The 18892-nt window shown below is 63.0% G+C and carries 16 protein-coding genes; 7 read left to right on the forward strand and 9 right to left on the reverse strand.

Annotation, left to right across the window (positions count from 1 at the left end; all coding sequences use genetic code 11):
* The 4 genes from secD to queA form a co-directional block, all read right to left on the reverse strand.
* Positions 1 to 2046 (reverse strand): protein translocase subunit SecD, encoded by a 2046-nt coding sequence (gene secD, locus AC57B6_RS32900; protein WP_046566755.1) that lies wholly within the window; start codon positions 2044 to 2046, stop codon positions 1 to 3.
* Positions 2047 to 2164: 118 nt separating this feature from the next.
* Positions 2165 to 2494, reverse strand: coding sequence for a preprotein translocase subunit YajC (gene yajC, locus AC57B6_RS32905; RefSeq protein WP_007179286.1), 330 nt, complete (start codon positions 2492 to 2494; stop codon positions 2165 to 2167).
* Between the two features lie 206 nt (positions 2495 to 2700).
* A complete protein-coding gene (gene tgt, locus AC57B6_RS32910) occupies positions 2701 to 3906 on the reverse strand; it encodes a tRNA guanosine(34) transglycosylase Tgt (protein ID WP_216750151.1) in 1206 nt (401 codons plus the stop codon).
* Between the two features lie 110 nt (positions 3907 to 4016).
* Positions 4017 to 5066 carry a tRNA preQ1(34) S-adenosylmethionine ribosyltransferase-isomerase QueA gene (queA, locus tag AC57B6_RS32915; protein ID WP_046566753.1) on the reverse strand — a complete coding sequence of 350 codons (1050 nt, stop codon included), beginning with the start codon at positions 5064 to 5066 and terminating at the stop codon, positions 4017 to 4019.
* A 148-nt stretch (positions 5067 to 5214) separates the two neighbouring features.
* Between queA and recG the strand changes: the two genes are divergently transcribed.
* The 6 genes from recG (at position 5215) to AC57B6_RS32945 (ending at position 11363) form a co-directional block, all read left to right on the forward strand.
* Positions 5215 to 7506: an ATP-dependent DNA helicase RecG gene (gene recG / locus AC57B6_RS32920; RefSeq protein ID WP_496422896.1), complete on the forward strand. Its 2292-nt coding sequence runs from the start codon at positions 5215 to 5217 to the stop codon at positions 7504 to 7506.
* Between the two features lie 124 nt (positions 7507 to 7630).
* A complete protein-coding gene (locus tag AC57B6_RS32925; RefSeq protein WP_028198856.1) occupies positions 7631 to 8590 on the forward strand; it encodes a LysR substrate-binding domain-containing protein in 960 nt (319 codons plus the stop codon).
* Positions 8591 to 8763: 173 nt separating this feature from the next.
* Positions 8764 to 8904, forward strand: a complete 141-nt coding sequence (locus AC57B6_RS32930; RefSeq protein WP_167440656.1) for a hypothetical protein — start codon at positions 8764 to 8766, stop codon at positions 8902 to 8904.
* Positions 8905 to 8991: 87 nt separating this feature from the next.
* Complete coding sequence (locus tag AC57B6_RS32935) at positions 8992 to 10446, forward strand: catalase (RefSeq protein WP_178368964.1); 1455 nt, start codon at positions 8992 to 8994, stop codon at positions 10444 to 10446.
* 84 nt (positions 10447 to 10530) lie between these two features.
* Complete coding sequence (locus AC57B6_RS32940; RefSeq protein ID WP_167346780.1) at positions 10531 to 10692, forward strand: hypothetical protein; 162 nt, start codon at positions 10531 to 10533, stop codon at positions 10690 to 10692.
* Between the two features lie 182 nt (positions 10693 to 10874).
* Entirely contained in the window at positions 10875 to 11363 is a 489-nt protein-coding gene (locus AC57B6_RS32945; RefSeq protein WP_028198854.1) for a Dps family protein, read from the forward strand.
* Between the two features lie 135 nt (positions 11364 to 11498).
* Here AC57B6_RS32945 and AC57B6_RS32950 read toward each other — a convergent pair whose 3' ends face one another.
* Positions 11499 to 12977, reverse strand: a complete 1479-nt coding sequence (locus AC57B6_RS32950) for a filamentous hemagglutinin N-terminal domain-containing protein (protein WP_496422897.1) — start codon at positions 12975 to 12977, stop codon at positions 11499 to 11501.
* A 17-nt stretch (positions 12978 to 12994) separates the two neighbouring features.
* Positions 12995 to 14788, reverse strand: coding sequence for a ShlB/FhaC/HecB family hemolysin secretion/activation protein (locus AC57B6_RS32955; protein ID WP_496422898.1), 1794 nt, complete (start codon positions 14786 to 14788; stop codon positions 12995 to 12997).
* A 328-nt stretch (positions 14789 to 15116) separates the two neighbouring features.
* Here AC57B6_RS32955 and ubiA point away from each other — a divergent pair, with 328 nt between their 5' ends.
* The gene (gene ubiA, locus AC57B6_RS32960) at positions 15117 to 15980 is read left to right on the forward strand and encodes a 4-hydroxybenzoate octaprenyltransferase (RefSeq protein WP_046566742.1); all 864 of its coding nucleotides are present in this window, start codon (positions 15117 to 15119) and stop codon (positions 15978 to 15980) included.
* 39 nt (positions 15981 to 16019) lie between these two features.
* Here the strand turns inward: ubiA and proC are convergent, their stop codons facing one another.
* The 3 genes from proC to glcF all read right to left on the reverse strand — a co-directional run bounded on the left by proC (position 16020) and on the right by glcF (position 18886).
* Positions 16020 to 16835 carry a pyrroline-5-carboxylate reductase gene (gene proC, locus AC57B6_RS32965; RefSeq protein ID WP_216750156.1) on the reverse strand — a complete coding sequence of 272 codons (816 nt, stop codon included), beginning with the start codon at positions 16833 to 16835 and terminating at the stop codon, positions 16020 to 16022.
* Between the two features lie 47 nt (positions 16836 to 16882).
* On the reverse strand, positions 16883 to 17581 hold the full coding sequence (locus AC57B6_RS32970) for a YggS family pyridoxal phosphate-dependent enzyme (protein ID WP_406867937.1): 699 nt from the start codon (positions 17579 to 17581) through the stop codon (positions 16883 to 16885).
* Positions 17582 to 17659: 78 nt separating this feature from the next.
* The gene (glcF, locus tag AC57B6_RS32975; RefSeq protein WP_028198849.1) at positions 17660 to 18886 is read right to left on the reverse strand and encodes a glycolate oxidase subunit GlcF; all 1227 of its coding nucleotides are present in this window, start codon (positions 18884 to 18886) and stop codon (positions 17660 to 17662) included.
* Positions 18887 to 18892 lie beyond the last annotated feature (6 nt).

Below are 18892 nucleotides of genomic sequence, written 5' to 3' on the forward strand. Positions count from 1 at the left end.
TCAGCGGGATGAACCCGGTTTCTGCGGCGTATTGGACGCGTTGCGGCGGCGCACAGTCGGCTTGCCGGCACGCGCCTGGGCCGGGGCGGCTTTGGCCTTGGGCTTGGCGCTTGCCGCGGCGACAGCCCGTGCCGTATCGGTCGTGGTGTCGTCGTTGCTGAGGTAAGCCGCGGCGCCGTCGATACCTTCCGGTTGCGGACGCCACACCTGACCGATAGCCAGCGACTTGAGCTTCTTCTTGCCGCCGTACCAGAGATTGACGATACCGCGCGAGAAGAACACCGCCGAGAACATCGACGTCAAGATGCCGATACAGTGAACCATCGCGAAGCCGCGCACCGGGCCGGAGCCGAAGGCGAGCAGCGCGAGGCCGGCGATCAGCGTGGTGACGTTCGAGTCGAGAATCGTCGCCCATGCATGCGCGTAGCCGTTCTGGATCGCAAGTTGCGGCGGCGCGCCGTGGCGCAGTTCTTCGCGCACGCGCTCATTGATCAGCACGTTCGCATCGATCGCCATACCGAGCGCGAGCGCGATAGCGGCGATACCCGGCAAGGTCAGCGTGGCCTGCAACATGGACAGCACGGCGATCAGCAGCAGCAGGTTGACCGACAGGCCGATCATCGAGATCACGCCGAACAGCATGTAGTACGCGATCATGAAGACAGCGATCGCTACAAAGCCCCAGACCACCGAGTGGAAGCCCTTCTTGATGTTGTCCGCGCCGAGGCTCGGGCCGATCGTGCGTTCTTCGATGATGTCCATCGGCGCGGCGAGCGAACCGGCGCGCAGCAGCAGCGCGAGGTCGGCGGCAGCTTGCGGGTTCGGCTGGCCGGTGATCTGGAAGCGGTCACCCAGTTCAGACTGGATGGTCGCCACGGTCAGCACTTCGCCCTTGCCCTTCTCGAACAGCACCATCGCCATCGGCTTGCCGATGTTGTCGCGCGAGACGCTGCGCACCGCGCGGCCACCCGCCGAATCCAGGCGGATGTTGACCGACGGACGTTGATGCTCGTCAAAGCCGGCCGACGCGTCGATGATGCGGTCACCCGTGAAGATGATCTGCTTGCGCAGCAGCACCGGCGTCTGGTTGCCCTGGGTGAACAGCTCGTCGCCCGGCGGCACCGGATCGCCCGGATTCGGATGCGTGTTGACCGGATCGGCGAGGCGCGCTTCGAGCGTCGCCGTGCGGCCGATGATGTCCTTCGCCTTCGCCGTGTCCTGCACGCCCGGCAGTTCGACCACGATACGGTCCGAGCCTTGCTGCTGGATCACCGGTTCGGCCACGCCGAGTTCGTTCACGCGGTTATGCAGCGTGGTGATGTTCTGCTTGAGCGCGGCGTCCTGCACGGCTTTCTGCACCGCCGGCGTGAACGTGCCGACCAGTTGCACACCGCCGTCCGGATTGGTTTGCGAGGCCCACTGGAGTTCGCTGATGCCGCGGCTCAGTTGCTTGGTGGCCGCGTCGGCCGTCGCCTGGTCGGCGAAATTGATCACCACCGTCTGGTTGACGCGGTTCACGCCGCCGTCGCGGATGTTGTTGTCACGCAGCATGGTGCGCGCATCCGAGGCGTCGGAGTCGAGCTTCTTGTTCAGCGCGCCGGCCATGTCCACCTGCAGCAGGAAGTGCACGCCGCCGCGCAGATCGAGACCGAGGTACATCGGCAGCGCGTGCAGGGCGGTCAGCCAGCGCGGCGAGGCGCTCTGCAGGTTCAGTGCGACGATGTACTGCGGATCGGTCGGGTCGCTGTTCAGCGATTTTTGCAGCAGGTCCTTCACGCGCAGTTGCGTGTCGGTGTCCAACAGACGCACGCGAATGTTCGCGTTGGTCGACGAATTGTCGAACGTGACTTCGTCAGGCTTGATCTGATTGGCGGCAAGCGTGGCTTCGACGGCCGACAGCGTGGTCGAGTCGAGTTTGACGGTTGCCTTGCCGCTCGACACCTGCACCGCCGGCGCTTCGCCGAACAGATTGGGCAGCGTGTACACGAGGCCGATGACCAGAGCCACCAGCATCACGGCGTATTTCCAGAGGGGGTAGCGATTCATGAGTGGTCCAACGGGAAGGTTGGCTTGGAAGCGATGCGTCCGGCGATGAGCGCGGGCGGCTCAGCGATGTTCCGCGAGAACCGCCGGCGAGGCCGCGCCGGACGCGAGAGAGCAGGCCTTACAGCGACTTGATCGTGCCCTTCGGGAGAATCGTCGTGACCGACGCTTTTTGCACGGTGATTTCCGTGCCTTCCGAGATTTCGACGCCGACGTAAGCTTCACCCACCTTGGTCACCTTGCCGACGATGCCGCCATTCGTCACCACTTCATCACCCTTGGCCATGGCGGCGAGCATGTTGCGATGCTCCTTCTGGCGCTTCATTTGCGGGCGAATCATGATGAAGTACAGCACGCCGAACATCAGGATCAGCGGCAGGAAGCTCATCAGGTTCGATTCAATGCCACCTGTTGCTGTGCCTTGGGCGAAGGCATTGGAAATGAACGACACGTTGGTCTCTCCGTTATAAATCAAAACGATCAAAAAAATCAGCCGGTTATTCTACCACTGGCCTGACGGGGGTCGGCGCGGCGAATCGGCTTTCCGATCAACCGTTTAAAGCCTTTTCTGCTGCGTCCGAAAGTTAATTGTAAGGTTTTCCGTGCAGCGCCGACGGATTCCGCCGTCAAATTCGTCAGTTGATTTCCATTTGCCGGCTAATCGATGCCGCGCGCGCGGTTCTCGTGGAAGCGCTGACGGAACGGCTCGAACAGTTTTGCGTCAATTGCGTCGCGCATTTCCTGCATCAACTCGAGGTAATAGTGCAGGTTGTGAATCGTGTTCAATTGCGCACCGAGGATTTCCCCTACACGATGCAGATGGTGCAGGTAGCCCCGGGTGAAGTTTCTGCAGGTGTAGCAACCGCATTGCTCGTCGAGCGGACGCAGTGAGTTTTTGTGCGCGGCGTTGCGGATCTTGATGTCGCCGAAGCGGGTGAAGAGCCAGCCGTTGCGTGCGTTGCGGGTCGGCATCACGCAGTCGAACATGTCGACGCCGGCGGCCACGCCCGCCACCAGGTCTTCCGGCGTGCCGACGCCCATCAGGTAATGTGGCTTGTCGGCCGGCAGCTTCGGGCCGATATGGTTCAGCACGCGCATCATGTCTTCTTTCGGTTCGCCGACCGACAGGCCGCCGATCGCGAGGCCGTGGAAATCCATCTCCGCGAGACCCGCCAGCGATTCGTCGCGCAGATCTTCGAACATGCCGCCCTGGACGATGCCAAACAGCGCATTCGGATTGCCGAGGCGGTTGAATTCATTGATCGAGCGTTTGGCCCAGCGCATCGACATACGCATCGAATCGGCGGCTTCCTGGTGCGAAGTCGGCACGTTGTTGGTCGCGTACGGCGTGCATTCGTCGAACTGCATGACGATGTCCGAGTTCAGCACCTTCTGGATCTGCATCGACACTTCCGGCGACAGGAACAGCTTGTCGCCGTTGATCGGTGACGCGAACGTGACCCCATCTTCGGTGATCTTGCGTAGATCGCCGAGCGAAAACACCTGGAAACCACCCGAGTCGGTCAGGATCGGTTTCTTCCATCCCATGAAGCCGTGCAGGCCGCCGTGCGCCTCGATCGTTTCCAGGCCCGGGCGCAGCCACAGGTGGAACGTATTGCCGAGGATAATCTGCGCGTGCATTTCTTCGAGCTCGCGCGGCTGGACCGCCTTCACCGTGCCGTAGGTGCCGACCGGCATGAAGATCGGCGTTTCGACCACGCCGTGATTTAGCGTGACGCGGCCGCGCCGCGCCTGGCCGTCGGTGCCGAGCAGTTCGAATTTGAGGCCGTTTTCAGGGCGCTCACCGTGGCTCGCGCAGGTATTGCAGGTACCGCTCGTATCGTGGGTATGACCGTCGGTCATGGGCTAACTCCTGTGCTACCGGAAAACAGTCCGGCGCAAATGTTAATCGCCGCCGGAAAGTCTCGCGGCGGCTTGGGGATGACAAAAACTTTGAAGCGGCGTGCCGGATATCAGGCGTCGCGGCGCGTCAGCAGCATCGCGTCGCCATAGCTGAAAAAGCGGTAGCGCTGTTCGATCGCGTGGCGGTAGGCCTCGCGAATTGTATCGACGCCCGCGAATGCCGACACCAGCATCAGCAGCGTCGATTTCGGCAAATGGAAATTCGTCACCAGGCGGTCGACCACGCGGAATCGATAACCGGGTGTGATGAAAATATCGGTTTCCGTGCTGGCCGCGCCGAGTGGGCGGCCGGCCGCTTCCGCGTCGCGCGCGGCGGCTTCGAGCGCGCGCATCGACGTCGTGCCCACCGCGATCACGCGGTTGCCGCGCGCACGCGTCGCCGCGATCTTGTCGGCGAGCGATTGCGGCAGGTGATACCACTCGCTGTGCATCTTGTGTTCGGCGATATTTTCGACCCGCACCGGCTGGAAGGTGCCGGCGCCGACGTGCAGCGTGAGGGTTGCGCGCTCCACGCCGCGGGCGTCGAGCCGCGCGAGCAGCGCGTCGTCGAAATGCAGGCCGGCGGTCGGCGCGGCCACCGCGCCGGGATTCTGCGCGAACACCGTCTGGTAACGCGTTTCGTCGGTCGAGTCGGGGTCGTGCTCGATGTACGGCGGCAGCGGCAGGCGGCCGAATTGCTCGATCAGCGTCAGGCAGTCGTCCGGGAAATGCAGCGTGTAGAACGGCTCGACGCGCTCGCCGACCGTTACGTCGAACGCATCGGCCAGACGGATCGTGGTGCCCGGCTGCGGACTCTTGCTCGCGCGGATCTGCGCGAGGGCGGTGCGCTCGCCGGTCAGGCGCTCTACCAGTACTTCGATCTTGCCGCCACTGGCCTTCTGGCCGAGGAAACGCGCCTTCAGGACTTTGGTATCGTTGAAGACCAGCAGATCGCCGGGCGCGATGCACTCGGGTAGTTCGGCAAAGCCGCGGTCCGTGAGACGCGCGGGGCTCACCGTGTTGTCCACTTCGAGCAAACGGCTGGCGCTGCGCTCAGGCAGCGCGACTTGCGCGATCAGCTCGGGTGGCAGATCGAAATCGAAATCGGAAAGCGTAAACATGCGGACGACTGGAAGCGAATTGAGACTGAATTGAGCCGAAGCCGGAGCCGGGCGGCTATGATTGCGGGACGCCGGAGCGGCCCGCGAGCCCGCGCGCTGCCTGGCGCCAACACCTTTGACAGCCGATATTGTACTTGCGAAGCAACCCATGCCTTTGTCCGAACGCCGATTGCCTTCCGCCACCGACGAAGTGAGCGCCGAGCCCAAGCGCCGCGGCGCGCGGGGCAAAGCGGCGGCGGGCTCGAACGACATCGGCGCGGGCGCCGCGCCGCCGAGCGAACCGGCCGCGCGCGAAGCTGAGCCGGTCAATCCCTTCGGCGACAAGCCCGCAGGCAAAACCGCCGCCGGGCCGGCGGCCAAGGCGGGCGCCAAACCCGCGGCAAAACCCGCCGACAAGCTCGCCAAACTGGGCCTTACGCGCGACATCGACCTCGTCCTGCATTTGCCGATGCGCTACGAAGACGAGACTTCGCTGACGCCGATCGGGCACCTGCTGCCCGGTGGCATTGCGCAGACAGAAGGCGTGGTGTTCGACAACGAGATTGCCTATCGCCCGCGTCGCCAGTTGCTGGTGAAACTGCGCGACGACGCCGGCGACGAACTCGTGCTGCGCTTTCTGAATTTCTACGGCTCGCAGGTCAAGCAGATGGCGATCGGCGCGCGGTTGCGGGTGCGCGGCGATGTGCGCGGCGGTTTCTTCGGCATGGAGATGGTGCATCCCGCGGTGCGCGTGGTCGACGAAGACACGCCGCTGCCGCAGGCGTTGACGCCGGTTTATCCAAGCACCGCGGGCGTGACACAGGCATATCTGCGCAAGTCGATCGACAACGCGTTGTCGCGCACGTCCTTGCCGGAATTGCTGCCCGAGCCGATCGCGCGAACTTATATGCAGCCGCTCGGCGTGCCGACGCTGATGGACGCGGTGCGCACGCTGCATCATCCGGGCGTGCAGTCCGACGAGACCGCGTTGATCGACGGCACGCATCCGGCATGGGTGCGGATCAAGTTCGAGGAACTGCTCGCGCAGCAGATGTCGTTGAAGCGCGCGCATGACGAGCGTCGCACGCGGGCGGCGCCGGCCATGCCGCGCCGCAAGCTGGGCGACGAAACGGCGCTCGTGGCGCGTTTGCTGAAGGCATTGCCGTTCTCGCTGACGAAGGCGCAGGAGCGCGTGGGCGGCGAGATCGCGCTCGATCTGACGCAGCCTCATCCGATGCAGCGGCTGCTGCAGGGGGATGTCGGCAGTGGCAAGACGATCGTGGCCGCGCTGGCCGCCGCTCAAGCGATCGACGCCGGTTACCAGGCCGCGCTGATGGCGCCCACGGAAATCCTCGCCGAACAGCACGCGCGCAAATTGCGCGGCTGGCTGGAGCCGCTGGGCGTGAGCGTCGCGTGGCTGGCTGGCAGTCTGAAAACCAAAGAGAAGCGCGCCGCGATCGAAGCGGCGGCGCTCGGCACGGCGCAACTCGTGATCGGCACGCACGCGATCATTCAGGATGCGGTCGAATTCGCGCGGCTGGGCTTGGTCATCGTCGACGAACAGCATCGCTTCGGCGTGGCGCAACGCCTCGCGTTGCGCGCCAAGGCGCAGAACGCCGCCGACGGCGCGCACGATTTCCAGCCGCATCAACTGATGATGTCCGCGACGCCGATTCCGCGCACGCTGGCAATGACCTATTACGCCGACCTCGACGTCTCGACCATTGACGAACTGCCACCCGGGCGCACGCCGATTCTGACCAAGCTGGTCTCCGACGCGCGGCGCGAAGAGGTGATCGGCCGCGTGCGCGAGGCCGCGCTGACGGGTCGGCAAGTGTATTGGGTGTGTCCGCTGATCGAGGAAAGCGAGACCTTGCAGTTGCAAACCGCGGTGGAGACCTACGAGACGCTGGTGGCCGCGTTGCCCGAACTGAATGTCGGGCTGGTGCACGGCCGCCTTGCGCCGGCGGAGAAGGCCGCGGTGATGGATGCGTTCACGCGCAACGAGGTGCAGTTGCTGGTGGCAACCACGGTGATCGAGGTGGGGGTCGACGTGCCGAATGCGTCGCTGATGGTGATCGAGCATGCCGAGCGCTTCGGCCTCGCGCAATTGCACCAGTTGCGCGGACGGGTAGGGCGCGGCAGCGCGGCATCGGTTTGCGTGCTGCTCTATACGGGGCCATTGTCGATGACGGCGCGAGCGCGCTTGCAGACCATGCGGGAGACGACCGACGGGTTCGAAATCGCCCGGCGTGACCTGGAGATTCGCGGTCCGGGGGAGTTTCTCGGTGCGCGCCAGTCGGGTGCGGCCATGTTGAGGTTCGCCGATCTGCAGAACGATCAGTGGCTCATCGAGCCGGCCAGAGAAGCCGCCGCGGCTTTGCTCGAGAAGTATCCCGATGTGGTTTTGCAGCACCTGGCCCGCTGGCTCGGAGCTCGCGAGCAATATCTGAAGGCATGAGAAGGGCCTTTTGATACCGGGCAAACCCGTCCGCCTGACGCCGGAAGGACCAAAAAGTTGGCGAACCGACCCTATAGGTGTATAACTAGAACCTATCGAACTATCCGCACTGATTGGTCCCCCAATGACGCTCACCGAATTGAAATACATCGTCGCGGTTGCCCGCGAGCGGCACTTCGGCCGGGCCGCCGAAGCGTGTTTCGTCAGCCAGCCGACTCTGTCGGTGGCCATCAAAAAGCTCGAAGACGAACTCAACGTGCAGATTTTCGAGCGCGGCACCAGCGAAGTGAGTGTCACGCCGATCGGCGAGCAGATCGTCACGCAAGCGCAGCGTGTTCTCGAACAAACGCTGGCCATCAAGGAAATCGCGAAACAGGGTAAAGACCCGCTGGTTGGGCCGCTGCGCCTCGGCGTGATCTACACGATCGGGCCGTACCTGCTGCCTACCCTCGTCAAGCAGATGATCAAGCGCGTCCCGCAGATGCCGCTGATGCTGCAGGAAAATTACACGGTCAAGCTGATCGAACTGCTCAAGCAGGGCGAAATCGACGTCGCCATCATGGCGCTGCCGTTCGCGGAAACGGGTCTGATGCTGCGGCCCCTCTATGACGAACCGTTCGTCGTCGCGCTGCCGTCCGGTCATGCGTGGGAAAACCGCCCGCGGATCGATGCCGAGGATCTCAAGCAGGAAACCATGCTGCTGCTCGGCAGCGGCCACTGCTTCCGCGACCACGTACTGGGCGTGTGTCCGGAACTGATGCGTTTCTCGCAGAACGCAGACGGCATCCAGAAGACCTTCGAAGGGTCGTCGCTGGAAACCATCCGTCATATGGTGGCAAGCGGCGTCGGTATAACCGTGTTGCCGCGCATGTCGGTGACTGAGGTCAAGCCGCACGCCGGCGGCATCGACGCAGGCTTGCTCAGCTATGTCGCCTTCGACGAACCGGTGCCGGATCGCCGCGTCGTGCTCGCCTGGCGCAAGAGTTTCACGCGGATGCCCGCGATCGAAGCGATCTGCGACGCCATCAACGCCTGCGATCTGGCGGGTGTCAAAAAGCTCGATCTGCCTGTCGCCGTCAACTAGGCGGCACGACGTACCCAGGCCGGCCGCCGTGCACCGCCGTGAGCGGCCAGCCGCCTTGGTGCCGATAGCTGCCGTCCCTATCGAATAGATAAAATTAATCAAACACGATAATTCAATAGCATTGATATAGTGTCCTCCATGGATCGCCCGATCCCCAAGACCCGGAGGAAATCATGACGCAGTCGAACCCGCAGCAAGTCCAAGCCGTCGCCGCTCAATCCACTCGCGTGACCAACGGCAGCTTCGCTGCATCGGTGCGGGGTTTGCGCACGGTTGCACTGTCCTTGCTGGTCGACCGGGCCCTGTCAGCTTGAGCCGCTTGATTCGCTTGAGCCGTAGCGTCAGCGCGCCGCACCACCTCCCGCATTCTGTTTCCGATAAAAGCCACACAGGAGTTCCCCATGTCCGAACGTAAGCTCACCAATGCAGCCGGCGCACCCATCGCCGACAACCAGAATTCGATGACCGCCGGCGCGCGGGGTCCGGTCGTCCTGCAAGACGTGTGGTTGCTCGAAAAACTCGCTCACTTCGATCGCGAAGTGATTCCGGAACGCCGCGTTCATGCCAAGGGTTCCGGCGCATTCGGCACGCTGAAGGTCACGCACGATATCTCGCGTTACACGAAGGCCAAAGTGTTTGCGCAAGTCGGCAAGGACACACCGCTCTTCATGCGTTTTTCGACGGTGGCGGGTGAGCGCGGCGCCGCCGACGCGGAACGCGACGTGCGCGGTTTCTCGATCAAGTTCTACACCGAAGAAGGCAACTGGGACGTGGTCGGCAACAACACGCCGGTGTTTTTCATCCGCGATCCGTTGAAGTTCCCGGACTTCATTCACACGCAAAAACGCGACCCGTACACCAACATGCGCAGCAATGTTGCGGCGTGGGATTTCTGGTCGCGTCATCCGGAGTCGTTGCATCAGGTCACCATTCTGATGAGCGATCGCGGTATCCCGAAGAACTACCGGCAGATGCACGGCTTCGGTTCGCATACGTATTCGTTCGTCAACGCGAACAACGAGCGCTTCTGGGTGAAGTTCCACTTCAAGTCGATGCAGGGCGTCGAGAACTTTACCGACGCCGAAGCGGCGCAAGTGGTTGCACAGAACCGTGAAAGCGCGCAACAGGATTTGCTCACGAGCATTGATGCCGGCAACTTCCCGAAATGGCGTTTTGCGATTCAGGTGATGCCGGAAGCGGAAGCGGCGAGCTATCGCTTCAACCCGTTCGACATCACGAAGGTGTGGTCGCAGAAGGACTACCCGTTGATCGATGTCGGCACGATCGAGTTGAACCGCAACGCGGCGAACTACTTCTCGGACGTCGAACAGGCCGCGTTCACGCCGGCCAATGTAGTGCCGGGTATCGGCTTCTCGCCGGACCGTCTGTTGCAGGGTCGTTTGTTCTCGTATGGCGATACGCAGCGCTATCGCCTCGGCGTCAATCACCATCAGATTCCGGTGAATGCGCCGCGCTGCCCGGTCCACCATTCGTTCCATCGCGACGGCGCGATGCGCACGGACGGCAATCTCGGCGGCAACGTGAACTACGAACCGAATCGATTCGGCGATTTCGCGCAGGACGGCAACGCGTCGGAGCCGCCGCTCGCAGCGGGTACGGTGGAGCGTTATGACCATCGCGCGGACGACGACTACTACACGCAGCCGGGTATGTTGTTTGCCCTGTTCGACGAAGCGCAACGTCAGCGCTTGTTCGGCAATATCGCACGTCATATCAACGGTGTGCCGCATGAGATCGTCGCGCGTCAGATCGAGCATTTCCGCCGCGCCGATCCGGCGTACGCGGAAGGCGTGATCGCCGCGCTGGCCGAACTCGCCGAAAGTAGCAAGAAGTAGCAGTTGACTTGAATTGAGTTGATGCAGCAGGGTGGGGCGCAGCGGCGCCCCACCGGTAATGATGTGAATCGAAGGAGCACGATCATGATCCAGATGATGATGTCCACTATCGGCGGTGTGCCCTCAGAACGCGCGGCGCAGCAGCGGCAAGCCTTGATGCTGCGCAAGTCGGTGGGATTCGCGATCGTCTTGAGCGGCTGGACAGTGATCGTTGCGCAGGCGCTGCAACACACGCTGGGTGCGTGATTGCACGTAATTGCATGTGATCGGGCACGAGCCGGCGGGTGCGGCAAGCGACCACGCGTCACACGAACGCATTTGCTTTCTAAGATAAACTGGCGGGCGTTCGCGGTGCCGGGTTTGCGGGTTTGCCAATCGCGCACCGTCACATTGCCGATCGGTTCGTATCACTCTTCAAAGGAGTCATCATGGCCAAGAAAGAAGCTGTACAGCACGTCAATATCGGGATCAGCGACAAGGATCGCAAGAAGATTGCAGAAGGCTTGTCGCGACTGCTCGCCGACACCTACACGCTGTATCTCAAGACTCACAATTTCCACTGGAACGTGACGGGTCCGATGTTCAACACGCTGCACCTGATGTTCGAAACGCAATACAACGAGCTGGCGCTGGCGGTCGATTCGATCGCGGAACGGATTCGCGCGCTGGGCGTGCATGCGCCGGGCAGCTACAAGGAGTTCGCGAAGCTCTCGTCGATTCCGGAAGCGGACGGTGTGCCGCCCGCGGAAGAAATGATTCGTCAACTGGTGGAAGGTCAGGAAGCCGTGGTGCGCACCGCGCGCGCGATTTTCCCGTCGACGGAAGCGGCTAACGACGAACCGACCGCCGATTTGCTCACGCAACGCATGCAAACGCACGAAAAGACCGCGTGGATGCTGCGCTCGATGCTGGCGTAAGAGAATCGAACGGCGCCCGGAACAGAACGGGCACCGTTGAAACGAAAAGGCCCCGCACACGCGGGGCCTTTTTCTTTACGCGAAGTCTGGCGGCTTATCCGAACAGAAGCCGCATGTGATAGCGCAATTGCGCACTTAGTACGAGTAGCCCATTTTCATCGTCGGAGCCGCAGGCTGTTGCACTCCGTAGTTCGCGAGCTTGTCCGCCAGGTAGCGCGCATTCGCTTCCTGCTGCGCGAAGTATTCCGCGTCGCGTTGAGCCTGCTGGTCGGCGCGCGCCTGCTCGTTAGCCTTGAGCCAGGCAGCTTGCGCGGCCAGTTCGGCTTCATAGCTGGCCGGGTTAAAGGCCGCTTCTGCGCGGGCTTTCTCGTCCGCTGCGAGACGCGCTGCTTCTTCGCGGGCCTTCTGCTCGGCGGCGATCCGGGCCTCTTCAGCGCGGGCCTTTTCTTCGGCACGGGCTTTCGCTTCTGCTTCAGCGCGGGCCTGCTCGTCGGCTTGCGACGGCTCGGTCGGGGTGGGTGCCACAGCGGCGCCACCCGGCTTTGGCGCGTTCGTGAAAACAGTGTTCAATTCCTGGAGCTTGCGCGCGTTGCTCCAGCCATCCATCTTGTCGGTGCCGCGCATGGCCGCCATCATCGCTACGACATCGCGCATCGAGCGGCGGTCGGACACGAAGCTGTTCATCTCATTCGACGGGTTCGTCGAAACCGTATACATGACCTCGCCGCTGGCCGACGCGCCTGCCTCGTTCTTCAGCTTGCCACCGAACAGTTCAACGGCCAGGCCACCCTTGCCGGCCTGAATCACGCCCGCGTTGTTCACGCCAAGGCCGCGCTCCGAACCTTCGAGCATGATCTTGTTCGCGTACATGCCGCCCAGCGCCGACACGTCGAGCGCGACTTGCGGCGCGTTGGCCACGTCGCGCACGAGTTTGCCCTGGAAGTTGCCGTTGGCGTCGCCGTCAAACGAGCTGCCGGTGATCGAATCGATCTTCCAGCCCTTCACGATCGCGTTGATCTTCGTGGCGCGCGACAACAGGTTCAACTGACCCGCACCGGCGTCCATGCCGTCGCCGTCGATTTCGAGCATGGCGGGTGTGGCGCGCGAGGTGTCGACTTCGAGCGCGAGCGGGCTGTCCGCACGCGGGGCGAAGCGCGCGGCGGCGAGCGTGACCATCGGGGCATTGATGGTGTTACAGCCGTTGCACGAAATGCCCGCCGCGTTGGCGATCAGCAGGTGCGCGGGCACGCCGGCCACTTCCATCGGGCCGTTGATTTTCGACGCTTGTGCAGAATTGATGTCGGCCACGATCACGCTCGCCTGCCTGCCTTTCAGGTTGCCATTCTCCTTCAACGCGCCAACCAGCTGGCTACGGCCGTCGGCCAGCATGTTGTTGAACACGACGCCGTTTTTGTCGACGTCGAAGTTGCTGAACGTGTTGCGCGAAATCCCGGCTGCATTGGCCGCGTTAATGTTGACGACCGGCGTGGCGCCGGCGTTGTTCACCTGCGTGCCGCCGCTGCCGGTCACGCCTCCGGCATAGGCGCTGGTGCCCGCCAGCGCGACGGCGGTCATGGCGGCCAGCGCGAGTACGTTGCATTGGAATTGCTTCATTGAGATTCCTTTTTTGCTTAGAAAGAAGTGGTCAGCTTGACGTTGACCACAATAGGATCGGCCTTGAGTTGCGCCGGAAAGCGCAACGGCGTGCCGACGGAAACCGAACCAGCGACGTTTCTGTATGCCGTCGAAGCCGCTAGCGCCGCGCCGAGCACGGTCCCGCCGGATAACGGCTCGCCGGCTACCGGTACGACACGGCCGGCGTCGACGGCTGCGCTGAGCATGACCCGGCCGGCCCACGACGGCGCCGGTGCACGCCAGTCGATCTGGTTGCGCCAATAGGCGCCGGTGTTGCCGTACAGATAGCGATCGCGAAAGCCTCGTACCGATGCATCGCTGCCGACCGTGACGCGCTCGCTGCCGTACAGCGCATCCGGCGACCATTGCCCGTACGCCGACGATAGAAACGCGACGCGCGGCGTGAGCGCCTTGTAGAAACTTGCGCTGACGGCGGCCTTGCGAAAGTGCGCATTGGGGCCGCCCGCGTCGGCGAGATTGGTGCTGCCTGGAGCGAGACCCTGGGTGAAGACCGGAGCGGCGGTGAAATAGCTGTCACTGCCAACGCGCGTCGCATATCTGATGCCGAGCTGCGCTGCGCTTTGCCGTTCACTGCTGTTCTGCAGTGCGAACTCGTCCAGATAGACGTCGCCTCTATAGTGGGATAGCGAAGCGAACACATCGGTTTTGCTGCGCGCGTTGCGCTGTACGGTGCGCGATGCGGTGAGCCGGTGCTGGATGCTGCTGCCGTGGTAATTCAACGCGAGGCCATAGAATTCGAGCGGGATCGCGTAGTTGCCACCCGAGGCCGAGTAGCTGAAGGTCCAGTAGCCGACCGGCAATGACGCGTTGACGCCGAAGTTGCGGCGAAAGCGGTCGGCGTGGATCGGCGCGGTGGTATCGGCGGAAAACTGGATCTGCTCGCCGAAGCCGAGCGTGTTGTTCAACGTGAGCGCTGCGGCGATTTCATTGCGGCCGGTGTTTTCGGCGCCGTTATTGTCCGCGGAAAGCGAAATGCCGACGTTCGGTGCGACGCTGCCGGTCAACACGACGTCCGAATAGCCTTCGAGCGGCGCGGGGCGGATCGCGACTTTCACGCCGGTGGGCGCGACCCGTTCGATCTGCTCGACGCCCTGCTCGATGTTGCGCAGACTGAGTACGTCGCCGGGCGAACCAGGAAACGAAAGCCGCGCGGCCTGATCGCCGGTGTAGTCGTTGCCGGCGAAATAGATGCGGCCGAGTTTGCCTTCCACCGCCTCCACGACCAGCACCGCGCCGTCCAGGTTCTGGCGAGGCAATTCGGCGTGGCTGGTGATGTAGCCGTGCTCGACATACCAGTCGTTCACCTCGTCGAGCAGGCGGTCGAGATCGGCCTGTTGCAGGCAACGGCCCGAATAGTTCGCGTGAATCCGCAGTTTGACGGACCTCGGCAGCGTGTCCGCACCATGGAACGTGACGTCCGCGACGTCGACGCAACGCGCCGCATCGACATTCAGTCTCGTCGCCGCCGATTGCCTGTGACGCGGCGCCGAAGCTGCAGCTGGTTGTTGCTTGCCGAGCTCTTCGCGCTGAGTGCGTGCGTTGTCCAGCAGACGTTGTTGCTGCTGCTCATGCAGCGTGCGGTCGATCGGATTCGCGATGACCGGTTCGAGCGCGAGTGCGGGCGTGGCGACGGTGGCGAGCAACGCTCCGGCATAGACCAGCGCGGGTAGCGGTGCGCCGGGTGTCGTGAAATTTTCACTTTCTAAAAGCGCGCGATATTTTTCCGTCGCGCAATGCGCGGCTTTTTCTGAGATGGAGTTAAATTTCATGTTCGTCGTAACGTGCGCTTCGTGATTCGTGCAAAGGCTTTCAATACGTGCACAAAGTTGCGCAGTCGGGACGAGAATGTAATCTCCGTGTAAACTATCTAAATAGGACTACTCCTAATCTGGCGTCGCTTCCGTAACTTTCAGGACAGGTCTTGCGCCTGGTTCTGCCGGTCGACAGTCCGGCAACAAAAACAACTGAATGAACGGAAAAAGTGCTTGAGAACACCGGCACTCCCTCCAAGCGCGGCTCGGGCTGCCTGCTAGCCGGTTCGTCCGCCGCCCGCATCCCGTAAAATAACGGCACCGTCCGCACTTCACGAATCCACCCATGTTCGCCCGACTTCCCCTGTATCTGCGCCTCGTGCGCATGGACAAGCCGATCGGCAGCCTGCTGCTGCTGTGGCCGACGCTCAATGCGCTGTGGATTGCGTCCGACGGCCACCCTTCCTGGCCGTTGCTGGTGATCTTCACGGTGGGTACGGTGCTGATGCGCTCGGCGGGCTGTGCGATCAACGACTACGCGGATCGCGACTTCGACCGCTATGTGAAGCGCACGGAAAACCGTCCGATCACGTCGGGCAAGATCAAGGCATGGGAGGCGGTGGCGCTGGCGGCCGGTTTGTCGCTGCTGGCGTTTCTGCTGATCCTGCCGCTCAATACGCTGACCAAGGAGCTATCGGTGGCGGCATTGTTCGTTGCCGGTTCGTATCCGTTCACAAAGCGTTTCTTCGCGATTCCGCAGGCGTACCTGGGCATTGCGTTCGGCTTCGGGATTCCGATGGCGTTTGCCGCGATTCAGGACCATGTGCCGATGCTCGCGTGGGTCATGCTGCTGGCCAACATATTCTGGTCGGTTGCGTACGACACGGAATACGCGATGGTCGATCGCGACGACGACATCAAGATCGGCATCCGCACCTCGGCGCTGACCTTCGGCCGCTTCGACGTGGCGGCGATCATGCTGTGCTACGCGGCCACGCTGGGCATTTACGTCGGCATCGGCGTAGTGCTCGGCTTCGGCATGTTGTATTGGCTGGGCTGGGCAGCGGCGGTGGGCTGCGCGATCTATCACTACAAGTTGATCCGCAATCGCGAGCGGATGGCGTGCTTCGCGGCGTTCCGTCATAACAACTGGTTGGGCGGCGCGTTGTTTGTCGGCATTGCCGCGCATTACGCGGCTGCTTCGTTTTAATTCTTCCGCGCCAGCCAACCCGCAAAACTTGAACCGCGCTTACTGCTTGCCGAACTCGTCGCCCATTTCCTTGGCGCGTGCATTGGCGGCGAGTGCGCCGCGGACGATTGCGTCCTTGATTCCGCTGGCATCGAACGACGTCAGCGCGGCCGCGGTGGTACCGCCCTTCGACGTCACACGTTCGCGCAACAGGCTCGGCGGTTCGTCCGAGTTCGCGGCCAATTGTGCCGCGCCGGTGAAGGTCGCGACCGCCAGCGCGCGGCCTTGCGCTTCATCCATGCCGAGTTGGCGCGCGGCTTCCTGCAACGCTTCGATGAAATAAAACACGTAAGCGGGACCGCTGCCCGAGATCGCGGTGACGGCGTCGATCTTCGCCTCGTCGTCGAACCAGACGGTCTCGCCGACCGCGCCCAGCACCTGCGACGCAAGCGCGCGGCCGGTTTCGTCCACGCTGCCGGTCGCGACGAGGCCCGTTACGCCCATGCCGATCAGCGCCGGCGTATTCGGCATCACGCGCACGATGCGGGCATGGCCGTTCAGCCAGCGCGACATGTCATCCATGCGAATGCCCGCGACGATGCTGATTACCAGTTGCGCTGCCTGCAGATGCGGCGCCAGTGACTCGGCGACGCTTTTCAGAATCTGCGGTTTCACCGCCAGCACGACGGCGTCGTACGGGGCGAGCGCGGCGTCCGCGGCGGCGCCGGTCTTGATGCCGAACTGCTGCTCATTGCGCTTGCGCGCCTCTTCGTTGGGGTCGATCGCGTACAGATCAGCTGGCGCGACGCCGCGCTTGATGAGGCCGCCGATCAACGCCGCCGCCATGTTGCCACCACCGATAAAAGCAATTTTCATGATGTTCCGGGAGAAGTTCCGTGTGAGGCCGCCAAGGGCCGAAACGGTCAGTTGGAGTAATCTCGTGCGCCGAAAATGGCGGTGCCGACGCGCACGATCGTCGCGCCTTCCAGCACGGCGGCTTCGAGGTCGCTCGACATGCCCATGGACAGCGTATCGAGTTCAAGGCCGTCATTTTGCAGGCGCTCGAAAAGCTCGCGTAGTTGCCGATGCGGCACGCGCTGTTCTTCGATGCCGCCGGCCGGTTCGGGAATCGCCATCAGGCCGCGCAGCGCCAGCTTCGGCAGCGCGGCGATGGTGTGGGCGACTTCTACAGCCTCGGGAATGCTCACGCCGCTTTTGGACGCTTCGCCGCTAATGTTGACCTGCAGGCAGACGTTCAACGGCGGCAGGTTGTCCGGACGCTGCTCCGACAGCCGTTGAGCGATCTTCAGACGGTCGACCGAATGTACCCAGTCAAAATTCTCCGCAACCGGCCGCGTCTTGTTCGATTGCAATGGTCCGATGAAATGCCATTCGAGCGCGCTGCGCAGATCGGCCAGCGTTTCGATCTTGGAGAGCGATTCCTGCACATAGTTTTCACCGAACGCGCGCTGCCCGGCTGCGTAGGCGGCGCGCACGTCTTCAGCGGGAAACGTCTTCGAGACCGCGAGCAGGGTGATCGAATGCGGATCGCGTCCGGCGACTTGCGCCGCGAGGGCGATGCGCTGCCGCACCGCTTCGAGGTTGTGGATCAGATCTGGCATGGGATGGAACCGGAAGTTCGGCGAAAGACAATGGTCGAATTATACGGACGCCGCGCTTCGCGATCGGAGTCGATCGCTTCAGGCGGACAGCATATGCTCCACCAGTTCGATCCAGTGCGCGACCGGCGTGGACGTACCACTTTGCAGATGCGCGATGCAGCCGACGTTCGCCGAGACGATCACCTGCGGCTCCTGCGCCTGCAGCTGCTCGAGCTTCTGATCGCGCAGAGCGTACGAGAGCCTGGGCTGCGTCAGCGAATAAGTGCCGGCCGAGCCGCAGCAGAGATGACTGTCGGCGGGCAGGCGCACTTCCACGCCGAGCGCCGCCAGCAGATGTTCGATTTTGCCGCGCACCTGCTGACCATGCTGCAACGTGCACGGCGGATGGAACGCCACCGTATGGATCGCGCGGCGACGTGTCACGGCGGCGAGCGCTTCTTCGAACTCCGGCAGGATCTCCGCGATGTCGCGCGTCAATTCGGTCACGCGGCGCGCTTTTTCCGCATACACGGGATCGTTGCGCAGCAGATGCGCGTATTCCTTGACCGTCGCGCCGCAGCCGGACGCGTTCATGACGATCGCCTCGACACCTTGCTCGATATAGGGCCACCATGCGTCGATGTTGGCGCGCAAGTCGTCGAGCGCTTCGTCGGTGTAGCCCAGGTGCAGCCGGATCGCGCCACAACAGCCTGCCTCCGGCGCGATCAGCGTTTCCACGCCCAGGGCGTCGAGCACGCGCGCGGTGGCGATGTTGACGTTCGGCATCATCGACGGTTGCACGCAGCCGGCGAGCATCAGCATCTTGCGTGGATGTTGCGCGGTCGGCCATTCGAGCGGACGCTGCCGGGCGGGCACCTTGTCGCGCAGTTTTTTGGGCAGGAGCGCGCGCACATGCTGACCGAGGCGCATGGTCGGCGTGAACAGCGCGCTGTTCGGCACGAAGCTCGCGAGCAGCCGGCGCACCATCCGCTGACCGAGCGGACGTGTGACTTTTTCCTCGGTGATCTTGCGGCCGATCTCGACCAGCCTGCCGTATTGCACGCCGGACGGGCAGGTCGTTTCGCAGTTGCGGCAGGTGAGGCAGCGGTCCAGATGGACTTGGGTGCTGCGCGTGACCGCCGCGCCTTCCACCATCTGCTTGATCAGATAGATGCGCCCGCGCGGGCCATCGAGTTCGTCGCCGAGTATCTGATAAGTCGGGCAGGTCGCCGTGCAGAAACCGCAATGCACGCAATTGCGCAGAATGGCATCGGCCTCGTCGCCATCGGGCGTGTTGCGAATGAAGTCCGCGAGGTTGGTTTGCATCGCGTG

This window comes from Paraburkholderia sp. BGA-UO-ETr-F12, from assembly GCF_059567945.1.